Genomic DNA, 26,012 nt, shown 5'->3' with positions numbered 1-26,012 from the left:
CAAGCCTAGTGCGCCGGATCAGTCTCGGAGCTTGCGCCCGTACTGGTCGGGGACCGAGCCGTTCAGAATCTGGATCCCGTCCACCAGGCCCCAGATGCCGACGCCGGTCAGTAGGAGGAATCCGATCCCGCACAGAGCAGTCAGGACCAAACCGGCCGCGCCGATGCACACCTGAGCGATGGCGATGTTGTTGGATCCCAAGTAAAACCGGCCGATGCCGAGCCACCCGAGGAAGATCTGCAGCAACCCGGCGGTGAGCTTGGACTTGTCCGACAGCGGCAACCCCGTCATCGGGTCACGACCGTAGGGTGCCGACGGGTCAGCGGAGTATTGCGGTAGGCCGCCGTAGGGATATGGCGGCGGATACCCCGGTTGCCCTGCAGGTGGATACATCGGAGGCGGTGAACCGGGTGCCGGCGGCACATTCGGCGGCGGCATATTCGGCGGCCAGCCACCCTGACCGTAGGGGTTTCCCGGGCCGAGCGGCGGTTGCTGCCCGGACCCGTCGCCGGGCTGACCTGGATACGACATAGCTTCTGCGCTACCTCTCATGCTGACGATCGAGTGAACGCAAATCTACGCAACGACGCTCCCTCGACCGGCGCCGCTGCCCGCTCACCCGCTGTAAGTCGAAGTCGGGGTGGGCGAATCCGGCACGCCGATCATGGTGACGATGGCGGGGAAGATCAGCGCCAAGATGAAAAAGATCACCACGATCGCCATCGCCACATAACCGATGATCAGTCCGGCGAGCGCCAAGCCCTTGCCGTCTTCGCCGGTCCGCTTGATCTGCGACATCGCGATGTGACCCATGACCACGCCGGGCAGCGCGGTGAGACAACAGAACACGCCGAAGATCGAGCAGGCCAGTGATGCGATCGCCAAACCGTTCGTCCGTCGCGGCGGTGGATATCCCATCGGCATTCCCGGATAGGAGGGCGCAAACCCCGGCGCGCCAACGGGATACTGCGGCGGCAGGGGATACTGCGCTCCCGGCCCAGCAGGGTTGTACCCCGGATATCCGGGAACTGGTGGTGGGAATTCCGGCACCGGGCCGCCCCAGCCCTGGTCGTGTTCGGCCATCGTCCACCAATCGGAGTCCTAGTAGTGCGATTGTCCGGAACCCTACGCGAGTGGACAGATGACCAGCGATAGAAGTAGACGGGGCACGTCGCGGGGCAAAGCCGCGGTGTAGAACATGACCATGACCGCCTCTATCGACAATCTGCTCGGCACCGACGACCTGCTGAGCGCCGAGGACATCGAATTGCGGACCATGGTGCGGCAATTCGGTGAGCAACGATTGCGGCCTCACGTCGCCGAATGGTTCGACACCGGCTCGGTGCCGGTCCGTGAGATCGCCGCCGAAGTCGGCAAATTGGGCCTGCTGGGCATGCACCTGACCGGGTACGGCTGCAGCGGTTCGAGTGCGACCGCGTATGGCCTGGTGTGCCAGGAGCTGGAAGCCGTCGACAGCGGACTGCGATCGCTGGTCTCGGTGCAGGGCTCGCTGGCCATGTTCGCCATTCACCACTGGGGCAGCGAGCAGCAGCGCGAGCAGTGGTTGCCGGGTATGGCCGCGGGTGAACTGATCGGCTGCTTCGGGCTGACCGAACCGGACTTCGGCTCCAACCCGGGTGGCATGCGCACCGCCGCGCGCCGAGACGGCGACGACTGGGTTCTCAACGGCTCGAAGATGTGGATCACCAACGCGTCGGTGGCCGACGTCGCCGTGGTGTGGGCCCGCGCCGAGGAAGGCGTGCTCGGATTCGTGGTGCCCACCGACACAGCGGGTTTCAGCGCCCGGGAGATGACGCGCAAGATGTCATTGCGGGCGTCCGTCACCTCGGAATTCAGCTTGGACGACGTGCGGCTTCCGGCGTCGGCTCAATTGCCCGGTGCGCGTGGACTTTCCGGCCCACTGAGCTGCTTGTCGGAGGCGCGGTTCGGCATCGTGTTCGGTGCGGTCGGCGCGGCTCGCGACTGCCTCGAGGCGACGCTGGATTACGTCGGCACCCGGATGGTGTTCGACAAGACGCTGGCCGGCTATCAGATCACCCAGACCAAGATTGCCGACATGGCAGTGGAATTGGGCAAGGCCCAACTGCTGGCCTTGCAGCTCGGCCGGTTGAAGGACGCCGGCAAGATCACCGCCGAACAGGTCAGCATCGGCAAGCTCAACAACGTGCGCGAAGCCATCAAGATCGCCCGTCAGTGTCGAACTCTGTTGGGCGCCAACGGAATCACGTTGGAATATCCGGTGATTCGACACGCCAACAACTTGGAGTCGGTGCTGACCTACGAAGGCACCTCAGAGGTACATCAACTGGTGATCGGGCAGGCACTGACCGGGGTCAGCGCGTTTCGCTGACGGCCCGTACGCAGACCGTCTTCATGATCTTGTCGGCGAGCGTCTGCTTCTTCGGATCCCACAGCGGGAACAGGTAGCCGACGTAGCAGAACAACGCGTCGGCAATATGGGCGACCAGGCGCAGCAGCGAGCGGGCGAAACCTACCGGCTGCCCGGAGTTCTCCCCGATCAGCCGGATCCTCATGGCCCGCTTGCCGACACTGGCTCCGGTGCGGCCCTGCAGATAGCCGACATTCCAGACGACGAACAGCACCGCGAGGAACAGGCACCCGACCCATAGGACAACACCCACAACGGAATTGCCGGTCGCACAATAAGGACCGATGCTGTAGTCCGCGTTGTCGGCTACGCAGTCATTTGCGCGCGTCGCGTATTCCGCCAGTCCGCCGACCACGACCACCACCAACGGGATCAGCCGGTCAACAAGGCCCGCCAATAAGCGCGACCACCACGATGCGTAGTTCAATTCGCCTGATACATCCTGAGATTCACCGCTGTCCTGTGGGAGACCGCCGAACGTCTCCCACAGGACGAACACCCTACGGCGTCAGCGGCGCGACAATTCCGCCACTGAGCCGACGGTAGGCGTACACCGTGATCAGAGTGGCCACCGGGTACGCCACCAGCAGACCGACGCCGCACAGCAGTGCACCGACCAGAATCACGGCGACGGTCACCAGCCAGGTGAGGGCCACCGGACCGAAGTTCGCCTTGGCGATGTTGAAACTCGTGGCGATGCCGTCGAGGCCAGGCAGGCTGCGGTCAACCACGGCAGTTGCGGTGAAAATCAACATGATTGCCGCGATCACGCCCGGTGCGATGCACAACACGAAGCCGATTCCGATGATGATGCCCGACAGGAACGACGCAACAATGACGTTGCCGACATTGCGCGGCTTGAAGAAGGACCCGATGGTCACCGACTGTCCGTTGGCAACATCCAACATGCCGCCGATGTAGGCGGATTGGATCGCACCCATCACGACCAGCATCACCAGGTACCCGACGATCGAGACGATGATGCCGCCGGTACCCATCGAGAAGCTGGCCGAGTAGTCATACGAGGTGTCCGACGTGGTGTCGACCGTCGTGAACATGCCGCCGATCAACTGGATGATGAACTCCAGCAAGCCATAGACAAGACCGAAGACCAAGGTCGGGACGAGCAACTCGGCCGGGTGTTTGGTGAATTTGTTCCAGGCCCACGAAAACGCTTCGCCGACGCTGAACGGCGCGGCCGAACCCGGAGCGCCATAACCCTGGTACTGCGGCGCATATCCCGGAGGCGGCGGCGCGAAACCACCCTGCGGGGGCGGCGGGTACGCACCACCGGGCGGGGGCGGCGGGTACGCACCACCGGGCGGGGGCGGTGGCGGAAAACCACCCGGGGGCGGTGGCGGGTAACCACCCTGCGGGGGCGGCGGGTAACCACCCTGCGGGGGCGGAGGGTAGGCACCGGGAGGCGGCGGGGGCGGCGGGTACGCACCACCAGGTGGGGGCGGAGGCGGCGGGTAGCCACCTATCTGCTGAGTCGCGTCACCCTGCGGGGGCGGCTGGTAGCCGCCGAACTGCTGAGTCGCGTCACCCTCTGGCGACTGCGGCCCGTTGCCCGGAGTTGGATCCGTCAACGTGTCCTCCTTTGAAGATGTTCGATCTACCGGACTGCAGCCCCGGTATGGAACTACACGTACAAACTATTGAACGGAGCGATGGGCAGGTTACGTATCACCGACCAAACGCAGACTACCGCCAGTACCGACGCCGCCGCCCAACGATGTTGTTGCCAACTCCGCACTCGTCGCCCGGCGATCCGCCCATATGCCCAAGCGCCATACGCCCAAACGAGCAGTACGAGTGCCACGAGGCCAACTGCGTTGTATTTCAATGCAGTTGGCACATCGCCGTGCATGACCGAATACAGCATCCGCAGGCTTCCGCAGCCCGGGCAATCGATTCCGAACAGCGCCTTCGTCGGGCATACCGGTATCGGACCACCCGGCACCGTCGGATTGCCGGCCCACACCAGACAACACGCCGAACCGGCCGCGACTGCCACCGCCAGCGGCGCGACGAGAGGACTCATCGCACCGGCCCGCGGCAACAGCTGCATACCTATCCCGAATACGACGACGTCGGTGGGGTATTCGTCGAGAACATCGCCACCCCGAAGCCGAACACCAGGATCACGTACAGCACGGCCACCACTACGCCCGCGATGGCGCCCCACATGGCCCATTTCTTGGCGTCATCGGCCGCCGCCTGCGCGGCTTGATACTGACCCTGGGCCCAGAGCCCGGAGACCTGCGTGGCCTTGACGATCGACACGATTCCGAATGGCAGACAACAGAAGATCAGCACCAATATGCCCCAGACCAGGTTATTGTCCGGGGGACCAGCCGGTGGATAGCCGCCGGGAGGCGGCGCGTAGCCACCGGGAGGCGGCGGCGGAAAATTACCAGGCGGTGGAGGAGGATACTCGGTCATCGACGCCTTCCCATGCTGTTCAGCTGGTCACGAGGGGCCTCACATTACCTGAGAATGACCTGGTAGCCACGATATTCGCGCACGTTGGTCACCGCCCGCGGCGAGCTACCTCCCAGAGCCCTGCGACAGAAAACCCAGCAGGTCATGGCGGGTCAGCACACCGACCGGCTTGCCGTCTTCGACGACCATGACCGCGTCGACCTCGCGCAGCGACTTGGCCGCCGCCGACACCAATTCCCCCGAACCGATCAACGGCAACGGCGGACCCATGTGTTGTGACACCGCGTCGGCCAGCTTGGCCCGGCCCTCGAAAACCGCTGAGAGCAAGTCCCGTTCAGACACGCTGCCGGCCACCTCACCGGCCATCACCGGCGGCTCGGCGCCGACCACCGGCATCTGGGAGACGCCGTACTCGCGCAGGATGCCGATGGCGTCGCGCACCGTTTCGGAGGGGTGGGTGTGCACCAGGTCGGGCAGCGCACCGGACTTGGCCCGGAACACATCGCCCACTGTCGACTCCTGCACCGAGCCGTCCAGCCGGCTCCGCAGGAACCCGTAAGAGGACATCCACGCGTCGTTGAAAACCTTTGACAGATAACCTCTTCCGCCGTCGGGCAACAGGACGACGACGACCGCGTCGGGACCTTCCCGTTCGGCGACCTTGATCGCGGCGACCGCGGCCATGCCGCACGAGCCGCCGACCAGCAGCGCCTCTTCACGAGCCAGTCGACGGGTCATGTCGAAAGAGTCGGCATCGGACACCGCGATGATCTCGTCGGGAACCGATGGGTCATAGGCCGACGGCCAGAAATCCTCGCCGACACCCTCGACCAGATACGGCCGCCCGGTGCCACCCGAGTAGACCGAGCCCTCAGGGTCGACGCCGACCACCTTGACCCGCCCACCCGAGATTTCCTTGAGATAGCGGCCGGTGCCGGTGATGGTGCCGCCGGTGCCGACGCCGGCAACGAAATGGGTGATCTTGCCTTCGGTGTCGGCCCAGATCTCCGGCCCGGTGGTCTCGTAGTGGCTGGCCGGTCCGTTGGGGTTGGAGTACTGATCCGGCTTCCAGGCACCGGGGATGTCGGTGGCCAGCCGGTTGGACACGCTGTAGTAGCTGTCCGGATGATCGGGGGCGACCGCCGTCGGGCACACCACGACCTCGGCGCCGTAGGCGCGCAACACATTCCGTTTGTCTTCGCTGACCTTGTCAGGACAGACGAAAATGCACTTGTAACCACGCTGCTGCGCGACGATCGCCAGGCCGACGCCGGTATTGCCCGACGTGGGTTCGACGATGGTCCCGCCCGGACCCAACAGGCCCGCCTGCTCGGCGGCGTCGATCATCTTGACCGCGATGCGGTCCTTGGCGCTGCCGCCGGGATTGAGGTACTCAACCTTGGCGGCAACCAGTCCGGACCCCTCGGGGACCACGGAGTTCAATTGCACCAGAGGCGTATTGCCGATGAGCTCACTGACGTGGCGGGCGATGCGCATGGGTACATGTTGTCAGGCCGCACCACACGCGCGCAGCCGGGCTTACCAGGTTGCCTCGCGGATGTAGTCGCCGATCTGCTTGAGCGACCGCTCGGCTTCCTTGACCAACGGGGCACCGAGTTGGAAGACATGCATCTGGCCGGGCCAGACATGCACCTCAACCGGTACGCCACAGGCGGCGAGCATGTGCGCTGCCTTGCGGGCGTCGTTGAGCAGCACCTCGGACCCGGACACGTGAATCAGGGTGCGCGGAAGCCCCGGCTCGATGTGGTCGAGCGGCTCGTAGATGCCCTCGCCGCGGCGGCCGTTGGCGGCCTCGATCAGCTCGACCAAGGCATCGAACGCGTGCGGCGGAAACATCGCGTCGGAATGCATGTTGGGGTGCTGCATACGGCCGTCGTTGTCGATCTCGAACAGCGGTGACAGCGTCACCACCGCGGCCGGCAGCTCGCCTTCGACGTGCAACTGCTCGGCCAGCGCCAGCGACAGATAGCCACCTGCCGAATCGCCCGCGAGCACGATCTGGTCCGGCTCGTAGCCCTTCAAGCGGAGCCAGCGGTAGGCATCGTGACAGTCGTCGATGGCCTCGCCGATCGAGTGCTTGGGAATCATCCGGTAGTCGACGGCAAGGACCGGCGCATCGGCATACTCGGACAACGAGCCGATCAGCCGGCCGTGCGTGTTGACGCCGCAGGACAGGAATGCCCCGCCGTGCATGTACAGAATGATGCTGCGCTTGCCGTCGGCCGGCAGCACACCAGGCGCCCGCACCAGTTGCGCGTTGCAGTTCGGCAGGCCGATGGTGGCGCGGATAGTACCGGGAACCGGACGCATGATCCGGGCGACAAAGTCCACGATCCCGAACGGCCACGGAAGCTTGGGAGCGTAGCTGCCGACGGTCAGAGTTGACTTGATAGCCAATGTAGCTGTCAGTGCCATCAGCCGTCCGGCCAGGCTCGGGCCGTCCTCGACGATCTCGAGCGGTGCCCCGTCACTGACCGGATATCGACGCTGTTTCCGAGCCCTAGCTGCACCTATAGGAATGCTATGTGAGCTGGTCAATTTACTCGGTGCGGTCATCGCCACCATCTCCTACGCCTTTGTAGTACCGGTGAAACTTGTGCGCTGCGTCACTTCAGACAACCTTGGTAACTTAGCTTGCCACCGTCAATTAATACAACAAGCTACTTGTTCCAATTGATGCCAGACTCGATATATTTATGTGACCGCCGCGAGTCGTTGCTCGCCGCGCGAATCTGAAAAACCCACTTACACTGGCTGACGTGGCCATACGCGCACCGCGTCGGACGACCATCGCCCTGGCGGCTACCGCCACGCTCGCATCGACGGGCTCGGCGTACCTCGGGGCGAGAAACCTGCTGAGTGGGCAGGCCGCCAAGGCCCGCCGAGTGATCCCCAAATCCTGGGACGTCCCGCCCCGCGCCGACGGTGTGTACCACCCGGGCGGCGGCGAGGTCGAGAAATGGTCCCGCGGCGTACCGTTCGACCTGCACCTGATGATCTTCGGCGACTCGACCGCCACCGGTTACGGCTGCCACAGCGCCGACGAGGTGCCGGGCGTACTGGTGGCCCGCGGGCTGGCCGAGCAGTCCGGCAAACGGATCCGGTTGTCCACCAAGGCCATCGTCGGTGCCACCTCCAAGGGCTTGTCCGGCCAGATCGACGCCATGTTCGTGGCCGGCCGGCCGCCCGACGCCGCGGTCATCATGATCGGCGCGAACGACATCACCGCGGTCAACGGCATCGGGCCGTCCGCGCGACGGCTGGGCACCGCGGTGCGCCGTCTGGAGGACAGCGGCGCGGTGGTCGTGGTCGGCACCTGCCCGGATTTCGGCGCCATCTCGGCGATCCCCCAGCCGCTGCGCTGGGTGGCCCGCCGCCGGGGGTTGCGACTGGCCCGTGCGCAGGCCGGCCTGGTGCGGTCGGCCGGCGGAGTCCCGGTGCCGTTCTCCGATCTGCTGGCCCCGGACTTCCGCAAGGCACCGGAGGTGCTGTTCTCAGCGGACATGTTCCATCCGTCGGCGGCGGGGTACTCGCTGGCTGCCCAGCAGTTGCTGCCGGCGCTGTGTGAAGCGTTGGGAGAGTTGGGCTCTGACTCGCCACCGAAATCTGCGCTGGTTTCCCGGAGCGCCGACGTGACCAGCCTCCTGGCGCGGCTGGCCGGGATCTCACGTTTGTGGCGTCGCACCACAGGCGTACCCGCGCCGATCATCGCACCTGTGACGGGTTAGATTCTGGAAGAAGCCATTCCTGGATTTTTTGGATCTGACTAGGAGCCCCTGCCATGCCCGAAGCCGTCATCGTCGCCACCGCGCGCTCTCCCATCGGCCGCGCCGTCAAGGGCTCGTTGGCCAGCATGCGGCCCGACGACCTCGCCGCCCAGATGGTGCGCGCCGCACTGGACAAGGTGCCCGCGCTGGACCCGCGCGACGTCGTCGACCTGATGATGGGCTGCGCACAGCCCGCCGGTGAGGCCGGCTACAACATCGCCCGCGCCGTCGCTGTGGAGCTGGGCTACGACTTCATGCCGGGCACGACCGTGAACCGGTACTGCTCGTCGTCGCTGCAGACCACCCGCATGGCGTTCCACGCCATCAAGGCGGGCGAAGGCGACGCCTTCATCTCCGCCGGCGTCGAGACCGTCTCCCGCTTCGGCATCGGTGCCGCCGACGGCGCCCCGAACAGCAAGAACTCGGTGTTCGACGAGGCCCAGGCCCGCACCGCCAAGCAGGCCGAGGGTGCCACCGAATGGACCGATCCGCGCGAGGCCGGCGTGCTGCCCGACGTGTACATCGCCATGGGTCAGACCGCCGAGAACGTCGCCATCCACACCGGCGTCAGCCGTGAGGACCAGGATCACTGGGGCGTCCGGTCGCAGAACCGCGCCGAGGCCGCCATCAACGCGGGCTTCTTCGAGCGCGAGATCGTCCCGGTCACCCTGCCCGACGGCACCGTGGTGTCCAAGGACGACGGCCCGCGGGCCGGCACCAGCTACGAGAAGATCAGCCAGCTGCAGCCGGTGTTCCGGCCGAACGGCACCATCACCGCCGGTAACGCCTGCCCGCTGAACGACGGCGCCGCCGCCGTGGTGATCATGAGCGACACCAAGGCCAAGGCGCTGGGCCTGACCCCGCTGGCCCGCATCGTCTCGACCGGTGTGTCGGGTCTGTCGCCGGAGATCATGGGCCTGGGCCCCATCGAGGCGGTCAAGCAGGCTCTGGGCCACGCCAACATGACCATCGGTGACGTCGACCTCTACGAGATCAACGAGGCCTTCGCCGTGCAGGTCCTGGGCTCGGCCCGTGCCCTGGGCATGGATGAGGACCGGCTGAACGTCTCCGGCGGCGCCATCGCTCTGGGCCACCCGTTCGGTATGACCGGCGCCCGCATCACCGCGACGCTGATCAACAACCTGCAGACCCATGACAAGCAGTTCGGCATCGAGACCATGTGTGTCGGTGGTGGCCAGGGCATGGCCATGGTCATCGAGCGGCTTTCCTAGTTTCGTTTTCCGTTGACCCTGTACTCAGGGCGCATTTGTCCCAGTGACATGCGCCCCAGGTACAGGGTCAACGTGTTTCTGGGCGGTGGGCGCTCCCGGGTTGCTGCGATACCAGGGCCCGCGCCCAGGCCCGGTTCATCCAAAGAATGATGTCGGTCCTCCCGTGCCCGGCGGCCACCCTGACGACCGTCCACCCGAGATCGGCGATGTACTCGTTCCGGGCGATGTCGTAGCCGAGTTGAGTAGCGTGCTGAGCCCCGTCGTACTCGACTGCGAGCATGAGGTCCTCCCACCCCATGTCCAAGTAGCACTTCGGATGCCCACTGGGATCCAACACCGGGATCTGGGTCTGCGGTCGCGGGAAGCCCTCGCGTATCAGCAGCAGCCGCAGCCAGGTTTCCTTGGGCGATTGGGCGCCGGGATCAACGAGATCCAGCGCTCGCTCCAGTTGACGCAGCCCGCGGGTGTGGCGATGACGCCCAGCCACGGCAAATACCTCGGCGGCGGTGAACCCGGTGGCCGCACCGAGTGCGTCCAATCTGGCGATGGCATCGTGGAGACTCCCTCGTCGACCCATGTCAAAGGCTGTGCGCGCCGCAGTGGTAACAGGCAGACCGTCGATGCGTTGGATCTCAGCATCGAAGATCAGGTCATCACGGGCGATGACGTTCCGAGGCGGCCTGGTGTTGGCGTAGATCAGTTCTACCGGCGCAGCATCAGGCACCCATCTTGCACCGTGCAATGCGGCCGCGGCACTTCCAGCGATGACAGCTTCACGTCCAGACCACAACCACGCCGCCTTCGTACGCTGACGCAGCGACGGACCAATTCGCCTGTCCAGGTATACATTTGGCATGATCGCTCGGTGGTAGCGGCGCAACTCGTGCCGGGTGAGTATCCGGTTGGTAAGCGCATCGCTGCCGATGAAGGGTTCCGAATCGCTGGCCATGACGCCACCGTCCGGTGTCCCGCCGACATCGGAGTTGCAGCGGCTGCCGCCAACGCTCTGGTGTGTGGATGAACCGCCAACTGTGGATAGCGCCAGTCGATCCTGAAGTCACGGCGCTTTTCTTCGAGTGGCTCAGGCCCTCAGTACAGGATCGACGCAATAGGATGCTCACCCGATGACCACCATCGGAACCCCACTGTCGCCGAACGCGACCAAAGTCATGCTGCTCGGCTCGGGAGAGCTGGGGCGCGAAGTGCTGATCGCGTTGCAGCGCTTGGGCGTCGAGACCATCGCCGTCGACCGCTACGAGAACGCGCCGGGCCAGCAGGTCGCCCACCATTCACGGACCGTCGCGATGACCGATCCCGAACAGCTCAAGGCGCTGATCGAAGCCGAAAAGCCCGATCTGGTCGTGCCGGAGATCGAGGCCATCGCCACCGGGGCACTGCAGGAGCTTGAGGACGCCGGTGTGGTGCGCGTGATCCCGACGGCACGTGCAGCCCGGCTCACCATGGACCGGGAGGGCATCCGCCGGCTGGCCGCCGAGGATCTCGGCGTGCCGACCAGCCCTTATCAATTCTGCGACTCGCAGGAGCAGCTGCAGGCCGCGATCGACGGCGGCATCGGCTATCCCTGCGTGGTGAAGCCCGTGATGAGCAGCTCCGGCAAGGGCCAGAGCAAGCTCGACGGGCCCGACGACGTGGCCAAAGGCTGGGACTACGCCATGGGCGGGGCCCGGGTGACCAATACCCGCATCATCGTCGAGGGTTTCATCGACTTCGACTACGAGATCACGCTGTTGACCGTTCGCGCCCGCAGTTGGGCAAGCGAAGCGACGGGAGGAAACCCAGCGGCAAGCGAAGCGACGGGAGGAAACCTAACCGACGGCCAGATCGAGACGCAGTTCTGCGAACCGATCGGGCACCGTCAGGTCGGCGGCGACTACGTCGAGAGTTGGCAGCCGCACCCGATGTCGGCCGCCGCCCTGCGCAACGCCCAGCACATTGCGCGCACCGTCACCGAAAACCTTGGCGGACAAGGTGTTTTCGGTGTCGAACTGTTCGTCAAGGGTGATCAGGTGTGGTTCAGCGAGGTCAGCCCGCGGCCCCACGACACCGGCATGACCACCATGATCACGCAGTGGCAGAACGAATTCGAGCTGCACGCTCGCGCCATCCTGGGGCTGCCTGTCGATACCTCGCTCAAGAGTCCTGGTGCCAGCGCGGTGATCTACGGCGGCGTCGAAGCCAAGGCCATCGTGTTTGACGGTGTCGACGAAGCCCTCCGGGTGCCGCGCACTGACCTGCGACTGTTCGGCAAGCCGGAGAGCTTCCGCACGCGCCGGATGGGTGTTGCCCTGGCGCGCGACGAAGACATCGACATCGCCCGGCGCAATGCAGCCGAAGCGGCCAGCCGGGTCAAGCCGCGCGCCGTCTGACCCCCCAAGGTCTTACCCCCGAAGGACGCAGAAGGGGCGCCCGCCGAAGCGGACGCCCCTTCTCTCGGACAGAAGCTAATCGTTGTTGAAGTAGCTCAGCAGTCGCAGGATCTCGATGTACAGCCAGACCAGCGTGACGGTCAGGCCCAGAGCGATACCCCACGCGGCCTTCTCCGGAGCACCGGCACGGATCATCTGATCGGCCGCGTCGAAGTCGATCAGGAAGCTGAACGCCGCCAACGCGATGCACAGCAGCGAGAAGCCGATGGCGAGGCCGCCGCCACTGCGCAGACCCATACCTGCGCCACCGCCGACACCGAACATGCCGAGCACCAGGTTGGCCAAAGACATCAGCACCACACCGAACATCGCGGCGACCAGCATGCGGGTGAACTTGGGGGTCACGCGGATGGCGCCGGTCTTGTAGACGACCAGCATGCCGATGAAGACGCCGATGGTGCCGATGACCGCCTGGAAGATCATCGAGGGCCCGCCGACCGAGGTCAGCTCGGACAGGATGAACGATGCGGCGCCCAGGAACAGGCCCTCAAGCACCGCGTAGCTGAGCACGATGGCGGGGTTGTCCTGCTTGCGACCGAAGGTGGCGATCAGCACCATCACCAGGCCACCGATCGCGCCGATCATCGTCAGCGGTCCGGCCAACGCGAGGTTGCCGGCCACCAAGAAGTAGGAGATCACCGCGGACACGGACAGCACGGCCAGCGTGATGCCGGTCTTGGTGACGACGTCATCAATGGTCAGTGGGCGGGAAAAACCAGCCTGCTGCGCCGGATACTCGGTGTACGGCTGAGCCATGGTCTGTTGAGCGCCGTATGCAGCAGCACCGCTGCCGAATTGCGCATATCCACCCTGCGACTTGGGCAGGGAACGAAATACCGGGTTGCTGCTCTCGCGCACCGTCGGATTCCTTTCGTGAAGCCGTGGTTCGCCTCATGACGAACATTCACTCAACGTACGGCTATCGGGTAAGAGTTCCCAGCCAGACAAGAAAGCTGGACGTTTCCTGGGAAAGGTTACCTGCCGGGCGCGACCACCGCGTGACGTTCTAGATTGCATAGTCGTGGCAGAAAACGAGGACATCCTAGTAAGTGTCGAGAACGGCGTCGGAGTGGTGACGCTGAACCGCCCGAAAGCCATCAACTCCCTGAACCACGTCATGGTCACCGGCCTGGCCGATGCCCTCAACGCCTGGGAACACGACGACAACATCCGCGCGGTGCTGCTCACCGGCGCCGGCGAGCGCGGCCTGTGCGCCGGCGGCGACGTGGTCGCGATCTATCACAGCGCCAAGGCCGGTGACGACGACGCCCGCAATTTCTGGCACGACGAATACCTGCTCAACGCCCACATCGGCCGCTATCCGAAGCCGTACGTCTCACTGATGGACGGCATCGTGATGGGCGGGGGCGTCGGCGTCGGGGCGCACGGCAGCGTTCGCGTCGTCACCGAGAAGACCAAGATGGGCATGCCCGAGGTCGGCATCGGCTTCATCCCGGATGTCGGCGGCACCTACCTGTTGTCCCGGGCGCCCGGTCGCCTCGGCCTGCATGCCGCACTGACCGGCGCCCCGTTCTCCGGCGCCGATGCCATCGCCCTGGGTTTCGCCGATCACTTCGTGTTGCAGGAGAATCTGCAGGCCTTCCGCGACACCGTCATCAGCGACGGTGTCGATGCTGCGGTCGCCGCGTACGCGATCGAACCTCCGGCCAGTGATCTTGTGGTGCAACAGCATTGGATCGACGAGTGCTACACCGCCGACACCGTCACCGAGATCCTGGCCAACCTGCGCGGCCACGCCGCCGGTCCGGCACAGGATGCGGCCAACCTGATCGCCACTCGCTCCCCCGTCGCGTTGAGCGTCACACTGGAAGCCGTGCGACGCGCCGCCAAGCTCTCGACCCTCGAAGACGTGCTGCGTCAAGAGTTCCGGGTGTCGGTCGCCTCGCTGAAGTCCCATGACCTGGTGGAGGGCATCCGCGCCCAGCTGGTCGACAAGGACCGCAACCCCCAGTGGTCTCCGGGCCACCTCGACGACTGCACCGCCGAAGCCGTCGACGCCTACTTCGTATCCGCCTCCCCCGACATCACCTTCTAGGAGTACCCACATGACCTTCGAGACCATCCTGGTGACCCGCGACGACCGCGTCGCCACCATCACCCTGAACCGACCCAAGGCACTCAACGCGCTCAACAGCCAGGTGATGGCCGAAGTCACCACGGCCGCAGCCGAACTCGACGCCGACCCCGGCATCGGCGCCATCATCGTCACCGGCAGCGAGAAGGCCTTCGCCGCAGGCGCCGACATCAAGGAGATGGCTAACCTGACCTTCGCCGAGGTGTTCGCCGCCGACTTCTTCGCGCTGTGGAGCAAGTTCGCCGCGACCCGTACCCCCACGATCGCCGCGGTCGCGGGCTACGCCCTGGGCGGTGGCTGCGAACTGGCGATGATGTGCGATCTGCTGATCGCCGCGGACACCGCCAAGTTCGGCCAGCCGGAGATCAAGCTGGGCGTGCTGCCCGGTATGGGCGGCAGCCAGCGACTGACCCGCGCGGTCGGCAAGGCCAAGGCGATGGACCTGATCCTGACCGGCCGCAACATGGATGCCACCGAAGCCGAGCGCTGTGGCCTGGTGTCGCGCGTGGTGCCGGCCGACAAACTGCTCGAAGAGGCCAATGCGGTAGCCAAAACCATTGCCGGCATGTCACTTTCGGCCTCTCGGATGGCCAAAGAGGCGGTCAACCGGGCGTTCGAGGGCACGCTCGCCGAGGGCCTGCTCTACGAGCGTCGACTGTTCCACTCGGCTTTCGCCACCGACGATCAGACCGAAGGCATGGCCGCCTTCACCGAGAAGCGCCCGCCGAATTTCACGCACCGGTAAAATCGGCCGGTGCCCGAGACCACCACAGACACCGGCGAAGACTCCGTAACAGAGGCGGCTGCCGCTGAGCCGGCGGCCCCAACTGACAGGCCGGACTGGTGGGTGCGGCACTACACCTTCTGCGGCACCGCCGCCGGTCTGGTGTTCATCTGGCTGTCGATGACCCCATCCCTGCTCCCGCGCGGGCCCCTGTTTCAGGGCTTGGTCAGCGGTTCGGCCGGCGCGATCGGTTACAGCTTCGGCGTTTTCGGGGTCTGGCTGGTGCGCTACATGCGCTCGCAGGACACCAGCCCGAAAGCCCCGAAGAAGGCATGGCTGTGGCTCATCGGGATCGGCATCGTCGGTCAGATTTGCGCCATCATCTGGTTCCACATGTGGCAGGACGATGTCCGGGACCTGATGGGTGTGCCACGCCTGACCTTCTGGGACCACCCGTTGACGGCCGTGCTGTCGATCGTCTTCCTCTTCGTCTTCGTCGAACTCGGCCAGTTGATCCGCAAGCTGGTGCTGTTCCTGATGCGGCAGCTGGAACGCGTTGCACCGCCGCGTGTTTCGGGTGTGGTTGCCGTCATGTTGGTGTTGGCGCTGTTCATCGCGATCCTCAACGGCGTGGTGGTGCGCTTTGCCATGTCGACGATCAACAACATCTTCGAGAACACCAACAATGACGTCGACAATCCATCGCCGAGCACACCGCTGCGTTCCGGCGGGCCGCAGTCCCTGGTCACCTGGGATTCGCTGGGCCATCAAGGGCGGGTCTTCGTCAAGGGCGGCCCGACCGTCGATGAACTGTCAAAGTTCAACGGCACCAAAGCAATCGAGCCGATTCGCGCCTATGCCGGTCTGCATTCGGCAGACGGGATCCGGGCGACCGCCATGCTGGCCGCCGAGGAACTCAAGCGCACCGGCGGCCTGAACCGCAAGGTCGTCGCGGTGGCAACCACGACCGGCACCGGTTGGATCAACGCGGCCGAGGCCTCGGCGTTGGAGTACATGTACAACGGCGACACGGCGATCGTGTCCATGCAGTACTCGTTCCTGCCCAGCTGGATCTCGTTCCTGGTGGACAAGGAGAACGCCCGTCAGGCCGGGCAGGCGCTGTTCGAGGCCGTCGACGAGATGGTCAAGCAGCTGCCAGAAGGCAAGCGGCCCAAGTTGGTGGTGTTCGGCGAGAGCCTCGGCTCGTTCGGTGGCGAAGCGCCGTTCCTGTCGCTGAACAACCTGGTGGCACGCACCGACGGCGCGTTGTTCTCCGGCCCGACATTTCAAAACACCATCTGGACCAACCTGACCGCCAACCGTGACCCGGGATCACCGGAGAAGCTGCCGATCTACGACAAGGGTGAGAGCGTGCGGTTCACGGCGCGGCCGCCGGATCTGGATCGTCCCGCCACCACCTGGTACCACCCGCGCGTGGTGTACGTGCAGCATCCGTCCGACCCCATCGCCTGGTTCAACCCTGATCTGCTGTTCCACAAGCCGGATTGGCTGAACGAGCCCCGAGGCTACGACGTATCACCGCGGATGGAATGGATCCCGGTGGTCACCTTCCTCCAGGTGGCGGCCGACATGGCAGTGGCCGTCGACGTGCCCGACGGGCACGGTCACGTCTATATCCGTGACGTGGCCAACGCCTGGGCCGCAATCATGCAGCCGCCCGGCTGGACTCCGGAGAAAACCCAGCAACTGCGTCCGCTGCTGGCCCGCGGCTACTCCAGCTGAGGCACTAGAGCCCGGCCGCGGCGCGCCACTGCAGCACCTGCGCCGAGACCCCCAGCACGCCTTCGGCGGCCAGCGCCTGGTAGCCGCCGATCACGTCGGTGGCCCGCTGCAGGCCCAGATCCTGCAGCGCGGCGGCGGCCAGGCTCGAGGTGTAACCCTCCGAGCAGAGAATCACCCATTCGACGTCGTCACCGGTGGCCTGCGGCAGCCGGGCCTCGCTGGTCGGGTCGCACCGCCATTCCAGGACGTTGCGCTCGATCACCAAGGCCTGGGGCACTTCGCCCTCGATGAGGCGCTGGGCGGCTGGACGGATGTCGACAAGGATGGCGCCCCGGTTAAGCGCTGCGGGCAACTCGGCGGCCGGCAGCCGGGTCAGCCGAGTGCGGGCTGCGTGCAACAGCGAGTCGATTCGGCTGGTCCGATTTCCCGTCGCTTCGCTCGCCCTGGTCCGACTTCCCGTCGCTTCGCTCGCCCTAGCCAGATTTCCCGTCGCTTCGCTCGCCCTGGACATTCAGTTTCCCTCCGGAGCATCGGTCAGTTCGGTACGGGTGCGCCGCAGGGTGTCGCGTTCAGTCAGGTCGTAGTAGGACATCGCGGTCAGCGGCGGCGAATAGGCATGCACGCTCAGCGTCACCGTTTCCCGCGACGGGGCCCATTCGACGTCGTGCACCCAGCCCAGCGGAAAGCCGGCCTGATCGCCGGCGATCAACTGACGTTCCCGCAATTCCTGGCCGTCCCAGCGCGTCTCGGTCAAGACCCCGGACACCACGGTCAGGGCGCCCAGGGATCCGGCATGGTCGTGCAGCTCGGTGCTGCGTTCGGGCACCCAGCTGATCAACCAGATGTCGAGTTCGTCGTCGCCGTAGAGGCGCAGATACCAGCGCTCATCGTGGGGCAGTCCGCCGGGCGGCAACAGGCCGTCGTAACGGCCTGACAGCACGTCGTCGGCGCAGCGGTCGGTGGCGTTCAACAGATCGGGCAGGCGCAGCCGGGTGGGCGCCAGGACAGCCGGATAAGTAACGGACATGACAGAACTCCAATGCAGATACGAACGACGGGTGGGCTCAGGCCCGACAACACATCGCGTTCTGCAGTGGCATGCACCCATGATTACCTGCCCGCCGCAGCCGGCGAAAGGATTGGCCTCACTCTGATTCTGGCTGCCCCCGGCCAGCGCCTACATTGGCTGCCATGCGCATCCAGTTCATCAATGTCGCACTGCTGGCGGGTATCGGATCGGCGGCGCTGGCCGGGTGCGGCGCCCACGCGCCGACTGCGCCCACCTCGACGACGCCGACCAGCCCTGCAGCGGCACCACATGTCCACCCCGCGCCACCGAACGCCATCGGCGTCTCGCCGGGCGGGGTGACCACCAAGGTGGATGTCCCGTCCGAGGCCACCGAGTCGCAGTACGGACAGGCCTGCCACGCCGCCCGTGAGTGGATGGATGCCCAGCATGCCGACCCGAAGACGCTGGTCGAGCCGTATCTGAAGACGCTGCAGCAGCCCGGTGTCAGTAACCCCGGCACCTTCAACACACCATGGGTCGACTTGACCGCTGCGCAGCAGGCCGGGGTCATCATGGCGGCCAACCAAGCCTCTCGGGGAGAATGTGGCTGACCAGCGACGATTACCAGAAAGTCGCTGAGATTGCCCGATTGACCTAGAATCGACGGAACCGCCGGGCCGCTTTGCGACGCTGTTGTTGCGCGGATCGGGATGACCACGAACCTGCCACCGTCGTAAAAAAATGACGGCCAGCAGGCCTGAAACCACCCGCGAGGTCCTGAGACATGACATCACCCATGTGGGGTCGCGTCTGAGTACCGCTGACAGCCAGCGCACCGATCTGCTTCCAGCACTCGCCGGCGCTGCTGACCTGGGGCGTCCCGCCCGCCATCGACTTCCAGCCCGGCAGAGCCGGAGCCGGCGATGGGGTCTGCTCGGACGCGCCGTGGCCTCGGTGATCGCGGTCGCCACGATCGCCACCACCGGATTGGGCTGGTGGACGATCCGCGGCGCGCTGCACGGCATCACGGTCAGCCAAGCGCTTGAGGCCGACGCACCGAAGTCGACGGGCGGATCGATGAACATCCTGCTCATCGGGCTCGACTCGCGGAAGGACCAGCAGGGCAACGATCTGCCGCAGGAGCTGCTCGACAAGCTGCACGCCGGCGATTCCGACAACGGCGGGTACAACACCAACACGCTGATCCTTGCCCACATCACCGCGGACAACAAGGTCGTCGCCTTCTCGATCCCGCGTGACGATTACGTCCGGGTGACGGGTATCCCGGGCTATGACCACATCAAGATCAAAGAGGCGTACGGCCTGACCAAGGCCAACGTCGAGCAGAAGTTGATGGACAAGGGCATCAGCGACCAGGCCGAGTTGGAGCGCAAGAGCCGCGAGGCCGGGCGAGCCGCCACCCTGGCCGCGGTCCGTAACCTCACCGGCGCGCCGATCGACTACTTCGCCGAGGTCAACCTGGCCGGCTTCTACGACATCGCGGCCAGCCTGGGCGGCGTCGAGATCTGCCTGAACCACGCGGTTTCCGATGACTACTCGGGGGCCGATTTCCCGGCAGGCCGGCAGACCCTGGACGCCTCGCAGTCGGTGGCGTTCGTGCGTCAGCGCCATGGCCTGGACAACGGTGACCTGGACCGGACCCATCGGCAGCAGGCGTTCCTGATCTCGGTGATGCGCCAACTGCAGCAGGGCGGTTCCTTCACCGACGTCACCAAGCTGCGCCAACTGATCGGCGTCGCGCAGAAGGACGTCGTGCTGTCCGCCGGTTGGAGTGAGGAGCAGTTCCAGCGGCTCGGGTCGATCGCGGGCAGTTCCAGCGTCGAGTACCGGACGTTGCCGGTGGTCCGCTACGACAACATCAACGGCCAGGACGTGAACATCGTCGACCCGGTGGCCATCAAGGCCGAGGTGGCCGCGGCGTTCAGCGGCAAGCCGCTGTCCAGTTCGACCAGCACCTCCCCGACCGCATCGGCCCAGTCGTCAACCTCCACCAGCGCCTCGACGGTCGACAAGGCCTCGGCAAGCACCTCGAACGCCGTTGTGGACGTGGTCAACGCCTCGGACGTCTCAGGCCTGGGCAGTGAGATCTCCGATGCGCTGAGCAGCCACGGGTACTCGATGGGCAAGACGCACACCGCGTCGGACAGCGATTTGACCGTGACTGCTGTCGACTACGGCTTCGGCGCCGGCGCCGACGCCCAGCAGTTGGCCGAGCTGCTGAGCATCGACACTCAGCGGCCCAATACCGCGGTGGCCCCCGGTCATGTCCGGATCACCCTCGGCCACGGCTACCAGGTGCCCGACACGCTGGACAGCACCTCAATGACGGCCGCGCAGAGCACCAATTACGACACCACCGCGCCGACGCCCGAATCCGGGCCGCCAGTGGTCGGCAGCACGCTCCCCTGCGTCAACTAGTCCTGCCGGCTCTGCTTGCCCTGCTCGGCAATCCATCGCCGGCCACGCTCGGTGGCGTCATCCAGGGCACCGAACACCCGCTCGTCAGCCGAAACCAGTCCGTCGGGTCCCAGCAGTTCTGTGATGCCACCGCGCGCCAGCACCTTGGTGATGGCGGGGCTGGCGCCGGCGATGTACATCCGGCCGCCGGCCGCTTTGATTTCGTCCGCCCACCGAGTGAACAGCTGAATCACCTTGGAGGATGGCACATCTGGTAGCCCGCGCAGGCCCAGCACCACGACCGCATCACTGCTGCCGCCGACCCGCGGCCAGTACTCCGCCAGCCGCGGTACCTCGGCGAACAACCCGACACCGGCGTAGAACAAGACGGTGACTTCGCCGCTCGGGAAGGTGCCCGGAACCGTAGTCACGGCCCAGCCGCCCGGGCCCTGGCGCAGCGCCACCAGCTGAGCCGACCGCGATGCCTTGACGCAGTAGAGCACCAGCGAGGTCACGGCACCGATGAGAATCGCCTGGTGCAGGGGCAGTTCGGTGGTGGCGGCAAAGGTCAGCACCATGGCGACCGCCGACAGCGGAGCGGTGCGCAGCACCAACGTGACGTCCGCCCACCGACCGATGACCAGCTCAGCGCCGATCACCAGGATCAGGCCGCCGATCACCGGCATCGGAATCACTTCGGCCGCGGAGCCGGCGATGAGCACCAGGGCCAGCAGCCACAGGCCGGCGAAGATGCCGGCCCATCTGCTGTGGGCGCCCGCAGAAACGGCCACTCCGGTGCGCGACAGCGAGCCTCCGGTGGGCAGCGCGCCGAACAATCCGCCGACCAGGTTGGCCGCGCCCTGGGCGGTGAAGTCCCCCGAGGTGTTGGATCTGCTGCCGTCAGGGTTGGGCACTGCGGCGGCGATCCCGGCGGCTTGTGCCAGACCCACCAGCGCCACCGCCAGCCCGCCGGCGAGCAGCTCGAGCACGGCATGAGGACTCGGTACAACGAAGGGCGGCAAGGCATTTGGTATCGACGCAATATCACCGACGGTCTCGACCCTGATCCGCGCCACCGCCACGACGACGGTCACCACCACCAGCGCGATGAGCGTCGCGAATGCCTCAAGCCGTTTGATCGCCCGGAATGCCGCCCACACCGCCACGGTGGCGAGCGTGACCAGACAGGCCGTGGGCTGCCAACTGCCGACGTGTCCGAAGGCTTCGATGAACTTGTGAATTGTGTTGTGGCTCTGCGGCTTATAGCCGGTGGCGTCTCCGATGACGCCGGCGATGATCTGCACCGCGATGCCCGTGGTGAAGCCGGTCATCACGGCGTTGGAGACGAAATCCATGATGGAACCGAATTTGAACAGCCCGAACGCCAACATCACCGCGCCGGTCACCACCGCCAGCGCCGCGACGTTGCGCGGATCGGCGGGATCCAGACCGGCGGCCTTCATCACGCTGCGCGACGACAGCGCCAGCGCACTGGTCAATGTCGTCACCATGAGCACCGTGCGGGAGAACAGCGAGCCGACGACGGTCGAGGCCATCCCCGAGTACAGACCGGCTACGGGATTGAACCCACCGATGCTGGCGTAGGCCATCCCCTCCGGTATCGAAAACAATCCGGTGGCCAGGCCGGCGACCACATCCCGCGGCCGGGGCCGACCGAGCCGATTCACGACCACCGCCAGCGTTGACCGCCCGCCATCGACCATGACGCCCACCTTGCCACCTCCGGGGTGTCGTCGGACCCGGTCTGCACGCGTTCCCGGCGGCACCGAGCGACTCGAAACGGCGCAAAAGCCGAGGCTATCTAATCAATTAATGAAGGCCATCAAACAAAATTGAGCCTCAATATAAATTAAGTTGATCTAATCAGTTTTTTGGCGCTGACCAGGCAATATGGCGAATTTCGTAGACGATCGACTAATGCTTTCGACACCAATCCCGCGTACTGGCCAGTAATTGTGCTTTCACTCACACGATGGTGCACAATGTGTTCCGACTCACTATTGAAGGGATGGGCCCCATGGCCGCTCGCCAGCAAGGACCGTTACGGCCTCGCCTCACCCACAGCGGCGCGGTCAACGGACAGCGGGTGCTGCTCATGGGCATCGTGCTCATGCTCATCGCAGTCGCTGCGGTCAGCGGCATCGTGTTCGCGCTGAGCACCGGCCAGCCGACCGTCGCCTTGATCATCGGACTGATCTCCGGCGCGTTCTTCTCCCGGGTGGGTTGCTGAGGCGGTAGCCCGCCCGGCACTTCTCGCACCCGCACGCGAGAATGAGACGCATGCGGGTCGCACTGGTTCTCGGTAGCGGTGGCGCGCGCGGCTACGCCCACATCGGCGTCATCGATGCACTGCGGGAACGCAACTTCGAGATCGTCGGCATTTCCGGCTCCTCGATGGGTGCGCTCGTCGGCGCCCTGCAAGCCGCGGGCAAACTCGACGAATTCACCTCGTGGGCAAGCGCCCTCACGCAACGCACCGTCCTGCGGCTGCTCGATCCTTCGTTGACCGCCGCCGGAGTGTTGCGCGCCGAGAAGATCCTGGACACCGTGCGAGAGATCCTCGGCCCACAGCACATCGAGGACCTGCCGATCCCCTACACCGCGGTCTCGACCGACCTGATCGCTGGAAAATCGGTGTGGCTACAGCGGGGGCCGGTCGATGCGGCGATCAGGGCGTCGATCGCCATCCCGGGCGTCATCGCGCCGTATCTGCTCGACGGCCGGTTACTTGCCGACGGCGGCATCCTCGACCCGCTGCCGATGGCGCCCATCGCCGCGGTGAACGCCGATATGACCATCGGGGTCAGCCTCAACGGCAACGATCCTGCGGCCTTCCGGCCCACCGAGCCCCGGCCCACCGCCGAACTGTTGAACCGAATGCGGCGCAGCACAACATCTTTGATCGATCGGGCCGCCGCGAGCACGCTGTTGGACACTCCCACGGCACGGTCTGTGCTGAGCCGGTTCAGCAATGCCGTCGACGGCATCGACCCGGCGGCCGAGCCCGCCGAAGAGACATCGGTTCCCCGGCTGGGCGGATTCGAGGTGATGAACCGGACGATCGAGATCTCCCAGGCGGCCCTGATGCGGCACACCCTGGCGGCCTACCCGCCGGATCTGCTGATCGACGTGCCCCGCACGGTGTGCCGCAGCCTGGAGTTCTACCGGGCTTCTGAAGTCATCGAAATCGGGCACGAATTAGCTTGTGCCGCACTTGATTCAGTGAGTATCGGCTAGGAAGGCGGCCAGGTCGGCCGCCACCCGGCGGCCCTGTGCCCGGCCGGCGTGCGCCGACGGAATCCGGCAGGCCGGGTCCAATGGGTCGGCACCGAAGGCCGCCAGGGCCTCGGCGTCCGCGTAGATGGCGAACGCGGCCCCGGCAAAGCTGTTGATGTCAGCGGCAGGGCCCGCACCGAAGGGTGAGGGTCCGTCCCCCGCCGCCGGTACCAGCACCACCGCCGAGGTGCAGTCGGCGACGGCGATCATGTTCACGCTGCTGCCCATGCCACCGTCCATGTACCGATGACCACCGATCGTCACGGTTGGCCAGGCGGCCGGCACCGCACAACTGGCCTCCACCGCGTCCACCAGGGACACGCCGGATTCCCGAGTGAAAACCACCAATTCACCCGCGTCGATGTCCACCCCGGTGATCCGCAGGTCATGCTGGGGCCACTCGTGCGACGGCAGCCGGTGCTCGATCACGTTGCGGCGCACCGCCGGGCTGAACGTCTCGGCGGTCGCCGCCGCGGCCCCCAGCCGCTGCAGCTTCTGCTCCCTTGTGGTGTTCGGGGTCAGCATGGTCTCCAGGAACAGGGCCGTGATGTCGTCGATCTTGACGCCCGGACTGATCTCCGCCGATTCGGTGGCGATCTGGCGGGCGAACAGCTCGTCCAGGCTCAGGTCGCTGCCCAGCTGGGCCCCCACGGTCGAGCCCGCCGACGTGCCCAAAACCACATCCGAATTCCGCACCGCTGCAGCGAGCTGCGGGGATTCGTCTGCAATGCCTCGGAGAATTCCGGTCTCCCATGCGACGCCGGCGATCCCGCCACCTGCCAATACCAGTGCACGCTTAGTCATTAGTCCATCTAACATGCTTTGGCGCGCAGCGTGGGACGGTCATCCCACCAGGAGGTCAGAAAGATGCTCCAAAGACTGCGCTGCGTAGCCCTTCCACAGCTTGCCGAACACCGGCAGCAGCGGGGCGGTGACCGCGGAGCGCCGGTGCAGGGTCCAGCGCCAGGTGATCTTGGTACCGGTGCCGACGGGCTCGAAAACCCACTCGCCGTTGACCCCACTGACCAGCGGGGCCATCGGTCCGGTGATATCGGACAAGGTGTAGCTGAACGAATGCGGCTCGTCGAACGAGGTCAGGGTTTCGGCCATGCTGCCGCCGCCGGTCAACAAGATGGTTCGGGTCTGGCCCACCGCGTCCCAGATGCCGGTCTGGTTGCGCACCGCCCTGATCGGCGGAATCGGCCCGTACCAGCGACAGAACAACTCATTGAGCGGGATCGGTGCGGTGCCGCTGAACGCATCCGCCACCGACACGGGAACAGTTCGTGATTGCTCGACCACCAGTGCCTGCGCCATGATGGCGATGGTAACCGTCGACGATGACGACAGGGAGTCCAATGACCGACACCATGCGCGCCGAACGCTTCTACTCCGATACCAAAAAGGTTGTGGTGGAGGATGTTCCGATTCCCGAGCCGGGCCCGGGTGAAGTGCTGGTCAAAGTCGCGTTCTGCGGCATCTGCCATTCGGATCTGAGCCTGATCAACGGCACTTTCCCGGCACAGCTGCCGGTGGTGACCCAGGGGCACGAAGCTTCCGGCACCATCGCCAAGCTGGGGCCGGGCGTCACCGAGTGGACAGTGGGAGACCGCGTCGTGGTGGCGGCAGGCAAACCGTGCATGGCCTGCGTGAACTGTCTGCGCGGCGACATGTCGAGCTGCCTGCGGATCCGGCTCATGGCCTTCGCCTACGACGGGGCCTGGGCGGAATACACCGTCGCGCAGGCGTTCGGGCTGACCCGGGTGCCCGACAACGTGCCGCTGGAACAGGCCGCGATCCTGGCCGACGCGGTGTCCACCCCGTTCGGTGCCGTGGTGCGCACCGGCCAGGTGGGCATCGGCGAATCGGTGGGTGTCTGGGGTGTCGGTGGACTCGGCACACACATCGTGCAATTGGCTCGGCTGGTCGGCGCGGCGCCGATCATCGCGGTTGACGTCAACCCCGCGGTCCTGGAACGCGCCCTGGCGGTGGGCGCGGATTACGCATTCGATGCGCGCGACCCCGAACTGATGGCCGGGATCGGCAAGGCCACCGGCGGCCGGATGCTCGACGTCGCGTTCGACGCGGTCGGCCGCGGGTCGACGTTCGACCAGGCATTGGGGGCCCTGACGGTTGGCGGGCGATTCGTCGGGGTCGGCATGAGCGCCGACGCACCGTCGATCGGCCCGACATCGTTCTTCAATCTGACCCGCAAGCAGGTGCGGGGACACCTGGGGTATCAGAACGCCGACATCGGGACGCTGGCCACGCTGGTGTCCCGCGGCCGCCTGGACCTGAGCCGGTCGATCAGCGAGATCGTGCCCCTGGAGGATGTCGCCGAGGGCATCGCGAAACTCGATCGCGCCGAAGGCAATCCGATTCGCATCCTGATCCAGCCCTGACG

At 65.7% G+C, this 26,012-nt stretch carries 27 protein-coding genes; 12 read left to right on the top strand and 15 right to left on the bottom strand.

Annotated features, from left to right (window positions below):
* Positions 1 to 18 precede the first annotated feature (18 nt).
* Together ABIA30_RS12790 and ABIA30_RS12785 are read right to left on the bottom strand one after the other, a co-directional pair.
* On the bottom strand, positions 19 to 531 hold the full coding sequence (locus ABIA30_RS12790; RefSeq protein WP_370065786.1) for a TM2 domain-containing protein: 513 nt from the start codon (positions 529 to 531) through the stop codon (positions 19 to 21).
* An 84-nt stretch (positions 532 to 615) separates the two neighbouring features.
* Positions 616 to 1,083: a DUF4190 domain-containing protein gene (locus ABIA30_RS12785; RefSeq protein WP_370065784.1), complete on the bottom strand. Its 468-nt coding sequence runs from the start codon at positions 1,081 to 1,083 to the stop codon at positions 616 to 618.
* A gap of 121 nt (positions 1,084 to 1,204) precedes the next feature.
* On the opposite strand from ABIA30_RS12785, the gene ABIA30_RS12780 reads away from it, so the two are divergent.
* Positions 1,205 to 2,371, top strand: coding sequence for an acyl-CoA dehydrogenase family protein (locus ABIA30_RS12780; RefSeq protein ID WP_370065782.1), 1,167 nt, complete (start codon positions 1,205 to 1,207; stop codon positions 2,369 to 2,371).
* Here the strand turns inward: ABIA30_RS12780 and ABIA30_RS12775 are convergent.
* From ABIA30_RS12775 to ABIA30_RS12750, 6 genes are all read right to left on the bottom strand, one after another.
* Positions 2,355 to 2,909, bottom strand: a complete 555-nt coding sequence (locus ABIA30_RS12775) for an RDD family protein (RefSeq protein WP_370065780.1) — start codon at positions 2,907 to 2,909, stop codon at positions 2,355 to 2,357. The two genes, ABIA30_RS12780 and ABIA30_RS12775, sit on opposite strands and share 17 nt — an antisense overlap.
* Before the next feature lies 1 nt (position 2,910).
* Positions 2,911 to 3,999: a hypothetical protein gene (locus tag ABIA30_RS12770; protein ID WP_370065778.1), complete on the bottom strand. Its 1,089-nt coding sequence runs from the start codon at positions 3,997 to 3,999 to the stop codon at positions 2,911 to 2,913.
* 53 nt (positions 4,000 to 4,052) lie between these two features.
* Positions 4,053 to 4,481 carry a DUF2752 domain-containing protein gene (locus ABIA30_RS12765; protein WP_370065776.1) on the bottom strand — a complete coding sequence of 143 codons (429 nt, stop codon included), beginning with the start codon at positions 4,479 to 4,481 and terminating at the stop codon, positions 4,053 to 4,055.
* Positions 4,482 to 4,483: 2 nt separating this feature from the next.
* Positions 4,484 to 4,855, bottom strand: a complete 372-nt coding sequence (locus ABIA30_RS12760) for a CD225/dispanin family protein (RefSeq protein WP_370065774.1) — start codon at positions 4,853 to 4,855, stop codon at positions 4,484 to 4,486.
* A 105-nt stretch (positions 4,856 to 4,960) separates the two neighbouring features.
* Positions 4,961 to 6,352, bottom strand: a complete 1,392-nt coding sequence (locus ABIA30_RS12755) for a cystathionine beta-synthase (RefSeq protein ID WP_370065772.1) — start codon at positions 6,350 to 6,352, stop codon at positions 4,961 to 4,963.
* Between the two features lie 42 nt (positions 6,353 to 6,394).
* The gene (locus ABIA30_RS12750) at positions 6,395 to 7,432 is read right to left on the bottom strand and encodes an alpha/beta hydrolase (protein ID WP_370065770.1); all 1,038 of its coding nucleotides are present in this window, start codon (positions 7,430 to 7,432) and stop codon (positions 6,395 to 6,397) included.
* 203 nt (positions 7,433 to 7,635) lie between these two features.
* Here ABIA30_RS12750 and ABIA30_RS12745 point away from each other — a divergent pair, with 203 nt between their 5' ends.
* Both ABIA30_RS12745 and ABIA30_RS12740 read left to right on the top strand, forming a co-directional pair.
* Positions 7,636 to 8,604 carry an SGNH/GDSL hydrolase family protein gene (locus ABIA30_RS12745; RefSeq protein WP_370065768.1) on the top strand — a complete coding sequence of 323 codons (969 nt, stop codon included), beginning with the start codon at positions 7,636 to 7,638 and terminating at the stop codon, positions 8,602 to 8,604.
* A gap of 53 nt (positions 8,605 to 8,657) precedes the next feature.
* The gene (locus ABIA30_RS12740) at positions 8,658 to 9,875 is read left to right on the top strand and encodes an acetyl-CoA C-acetyltransferase (protein ID WP_370065766.1); all 1,218 of its coding nucleotides are present in this window, start codon (positions 8,658 to 8,660) and stop codon (positions 9,873 to 9,875) included.
* A 67-nt stretch (positions 9,876 to 9,942) separates the two neighbouring features.
* Here ABIA30_RS12740 and ABIA30_RS12735 read toward each other — a convergent pair whose 3' ends face one another.
* Positions 9,943 to 10,824, bottom strand: a complete 882-nt coding sequence (locus ABIA30_RS12735) for a DUF559 domain-containing protein (protein ID WP_370065764.1) — start codon at positions 10,822 to 10,824, stop codon at positions 9,943 to 9,945.
* 175 nt (positions 10,825 to 10,999) lie between these two features.
* On the opposite strand from ABIA30_RS12735, the gene purT reads away from it, so the two are divergent.
* A complete protein-coding gene (gene purT / locus ABIA30_RS12730; protein ID WP_370065762.1) occupies positions 11,000 to 12,262 on the top strand; it encodes a formate-dependent phosphoribosylglycinamide formyltransferase in 1,263 nt (420 codons plus the stop codon).
* Positions 12,263 to 12,337: 75 nt separating this feature from the next.
* Here the strand turns inward: purT and ABIA30_RS12725 are convergent, their stop codons facing one another.
* Positions 12,338 to 13,180 carry a Bax inhibitor-1/YccA family protein gene (locus tag ABIA30_RS12725; protein WP_370065760.1) on the bottom strand — a complete coding sequence of 281 codons (843 nt, stop codon included), beginning with the start codon at positions 13,178 to 13,180 and terminating at the stop codon, positions 12,338 to 12,340.
* Between the two features lie 163 nt (positions 13,181 to 13,343).
* Between ABIA30_RS12725 and ABIA30_RS12720 the strand changes: the two genes are divergently transcribed.
* The 3 genes from ABIA30_RS12720 to ABIA30_RS12710 are packed head-to-tail and all read left to right on the top strand — an operon-like array spanning position 13,344 to position 16,884.
* Positions 13,344 to 14,378 (top strand): enoyl-CoA hydratase/isomerase family protein, encoded by a 1,035-nt coding sequence (locus ABIA30_RS12720; protein ID WP_370065758.1) that lies wholly within the window; start codon positions 13,344 to 13,346, stop codon positions 14,376 to 14,378.
* A gap of 10 nt (positions 14,379 to 14,388) precedes the next feature.
* Positions 14,389 to 15,162 carry an enoyl-CoA hydratase gene (locus ABIA30_RS12715; protein WP_370065756.1) on the top strand — a complete coding sequence of 258 codons (774 nt, stop codon included), beginning with the start codon at positions 14,389 to 14,391 and terminating at the stop codon, positions 15,160 to 15,162.
* Positions 15,163 to 15,171: 9 nt separating this feature from the next.
* The gene (locus ABIA30_RS12710) at positions 15,172 to 16,884 is read left to right on the top strand and encodes an alpha/beta hydrolase (protein WP_370065754.1); all 1,713 of its coding nucleotides are present in this window, start codon (positions 15,172 to 15,174) and stop codon (positions 16,882 to 16,884) included.
* A gap of 4 nt (positions 16,885 to 16,888) precedes the next feature.
* Here ABIA30_RS12710 and ABIA30_RS12705 read toward each other — a convergent pair whose 3' ends face one another.
* The gene (locus ABIA30_RS12705; RefSeq protein ID WP_370065752.1) at positions 16,889 to 17,281 is read right to left on the bottom strand and encodes a rhodanese-like domain-containing protein; all 393 of its coding nucleotides are present in this window, start codon (positions 17,279 to 17,281) and stop codon (positions 16,889 to 16,891) included.
* Between the two features lie 114 nt (positions 17,282 to 17,395).
* The gene (locus ABIA30_RS12700) at positions 17,396 to 17,911 is read right to left on the bottom strand and encodes a cysteine dioxygenase family protein (protein WP_370065750.1); all 516 of its coding nucleotides are present in this window, start codon (positions 17,909 to 17,911) and stop codon (positions 17,396 to 17,398) included.
* A 164-nt stretch (positions 17,912 to 18,075) separates the two neighbouring features.
* On the opposite strand from ABIA30_RS12700, the gene ABIA30_RS12695 reads away from it, so the two are divergent.
* Both ABIA30_RS12695 and ABIA30_RS12690 read left to right on the top strand, forming a co-directional pair.
* Positions 18,076 to 18,504, top strand: coding sequence for a lipoprotein LpqV (locus ABIA30_RS12695; RefSeq protein ID WP_370065748.1), 429 nt, complete (start codon positions 18,076 to 18,078; stop codon positions 18,502 to 18,504).
* 259 nt (positions 18,505 to 18,763) lie between these two features.
* Positions 18,764 to 20,332 (top strand): LCP family protein, encoded by a 1,569-nt coding sequence (locus ABIA30_RS12690; protein WP_370066306.1) that lies wholly within the window; start codon positions 18,764 to 18,766, stop codon positions 20,330 to 20,332.
* Here the strand turns inward: ABIA30_RS12690 and ABIA30_RS12685 are convergent.
* Positions 20,329 to 22,035 (bottom strand): SulP family inorganic anion transporter, encoded by a 1,707-nt coding sequence (locus ABIA30_RS12685; RefSeq protein WP_370065746.1) that lies wholly within the window; start codon positions 22,033 to 22,035, stop codon positions 20,329 to 20,331. The two genes, ABIA30_RS12690 and ABIA30_RS12685, sit on opposite strands and share 4 nt — an antisense overlap.
* A 314-nt stretch (positions 22,036 to 22,349) precedes the next feature.
* On the opposite strand from ABIA30_RS12685, the gene ABIA30_RS12680 reads away from it, so the two are divergent.
* On the top strand, positions 22,350 to 22,562 hold the full coding sequence (locus ABIA30_RS12680) for a hypothetical protein (RefSeq protein WP_370065744.1): 213 nt from the start codon (positions 22,350 to 22,352) through the stop codon (positions 22,560 to 22,562).
* Positions 22,563 to 22,612: 50 nt separating this feature from the next.
* Positions 22,613 to 23,569 (top strand): patatin-like phospholipase family protein, encoded by a 957-nt coding sequence (locus ABIA30_RS12675; protein WP_370065742.1) that lies wholly within the window; start codon positions 22,613 to 22,615, stop codon positions 23,567 to 23,569.
* On the opposite strand, the gene ABIA30_RS12670 is transcribed toward ABIA30_RS12675, so the two are convergent.
* Both ABIA30_RS12670 and ABIA30_RS12665 read right to left on the bottom strand, forming a co-directional pair.
* Positions 23,552 to 24,412, bottom strand: coding sequence for a patatin-like phospholipase family protein (locus ABIA30_RS12670; RefSeq protein ID WP_370065740.1), 861 nt, complete (start codon positions 24,410 to 24,412; stop codon positions 23,552 to 23,554). The genes ABIA30_RS12675 and ABIA30_RS12670 overlap by 18 nt on opposite strands.
* Positions 24,413 to 24,451: 39 nt before the next feature.
* Positions 24,452 to 24,925, bottom strand: coding sequence for an SRPBCC family protein (locus ABIA30_RS12665; RefSeq protein ID WP_370065738.1), 474 nt, complete (start codon positions 24,923 to 24,925; stop codon positions 24,452 to 24,454).
* A gap of 41 nt (positions 24,926 to 24,966) precedes the next feature.
* On the opposite strand from ABIA30_RS12665, the gene ABIA30_RS12660 reads away from it, so the two are divergent.
* Entirely contained in the window at positions 24,967 to 26,010 is a 1,044-nt protein-coding gene (locus tag ABIA30_RS12660; protein WP_370065736.1) for a zinc-binding dehydrogenase, read from the top strand.
* The last annotated feature ends 2 nt before the right edge of the window (positions 26,011 to 26,012 follow it).

Source organism: Mycobacterium sp. MAA66 (assembly GCF_041261665.1).
Classification (GTDB): Bacteria; Actinomycetota; Actinomycetes; order Mycobacteriales; family Mycobacteriaceae; genus Mycobacterium.
This window is presented reverse-complemented; position numbering and strand designations above follow the sequence as displayed.

Bases quoted from the DNA above. Each gene is read 5' to 3' on its own strand.
- ABIA30_RS12790 (WP_370065786.1), bottom strand. From the start codon at position 531: ATGTCGTATCCAGGTCAGCCCGGCGACGGGTCCGGGCAGCAACCGCCG.
- ABIA30_RS12785 (WP_370065784.1), bottom strand. From the start codon at position 1,083: ATGGCCGAACACGACCAGGGCTGGGGCGGCCCGGTGCCGGAATTCCCA.
- ABIA30_RS12780 (WP_370065782.1), top strand. From the start codon at position 1,205: ATGACCGCCTCTATCGACAATCTGCTCGGCACCGACGACCTGCTGAGC.
- ABIA30_RS12765 (WP_370065776.1), bottom strand. From the start codon at position 4,481: ATGCAGCTGTTGCCGCGGGCCGGTGCGATGAGTCCTCTCGTCGCGCCG.
- ABIA30_RS12760 (WP_370065774.1), bottom strand. From the start codon at position 4,855: ATGACCGAGTATCCTCCTCCACCGCCTGGTAATTTTCCGCCGCCGCCT.
- ABIA30_RS12755 (WP_370065772.1), bottom strand. From the start codon at position 6,352: ATGCGCATCGCCCGCCACGTCAGTGAGCTCATCGGCAATACGCCTCTG.
- ABIA30_RS12750 (WP_370065770.1), bottom strand. From the start codon at position 7,432: ATGACCGCACCGAGTAAATTGACCAGCTCACATAGCATTCCTATAGGT.
- ABIA30_RS12740 (WP_370065766.1), top strand. From the start codon at position 8,658: ATGCCCGAAGCCGTCATCGTCGCCACCGCGCGCTCTCCCATCGGCCGC.
- ABIA30_RS12735 (WP_370065764.1), bottom strand. From the start codon at position 10,824: ATGGCCAGCGATTCGGAACCCTTCATCGGCAGCGATGCGCTTACCAAC.
- purT (WP_370065762.1), top strand. From the start codon at position 11,000: ATGACCACCATCGGAACCCCACTGTCGCCGAACGCGACCAAAGTCATG.
- ABIA30_RS12715 (WP_370065756.1), top strand. From the start codon at position 14,389: ATGACCTTCGAGACCATCCTGGTGACCCGCGACGACCGCGTCGCCACC.
- ABIA30_RS12700 (WP_370065750.1), bottom strand. From the start codon at position 17,911: ATGTCCGTTACTTATCCGGCTGTCCTGGCGCCCACCCGGCTGCGCCTG.
- ABIA30_RS12695 (WP_370065748.1), top strand. From the start codon at position 18,076: ATGCGCATCCAGTTCATCAATGTCGCACTGCTGGCGGGTATCGGATCG.
- ABIA30_RS12685 (WP_370065746.1), bottom strand. From the start codon at position 22,035: ATGGTCGATGGCGGGCGGTCAACGCTGGCGGTGGTCGTGAATCGGCTC.
- ABIA30_RS12680 (WP_370065744.1), top strand. From the start codon at position 22,350: ATGGCCGCTCGCCAGCAAGGACCGTTACGGCCTCGCCTCACCCACAGC.
- ABIA30_RS12675 (WP_370065742.1), top strand. From the start codon at position 22,613: ATGCGGGTCGCACTGGTTCTCGGTAGCGGTGGCGCGCGCGGCTACGCC.
- ABIA30_RS12670 (WP_370065740.1), bottom strand. From the start codon at position 24,412: ATGACTAAGCGTGCACTGGTATTGGCAGGTGGCGGGATCGCCGGCGTC.
- ABIA30_RS12665 (WP_370065738.1), bottom strand. From the start codon at position 24,925: ATGGCGCAGGCACTGGTGGTCGAGCAATCACGAACTGTTCCCGTGTCG.
- ABIA30_RS12660 (WP_370065736.1), top strand. From the start codon at position 24,967: ATGACCGACACCATGCGCGCCGAACGCTTCTACTCCGATACCAAAAAG.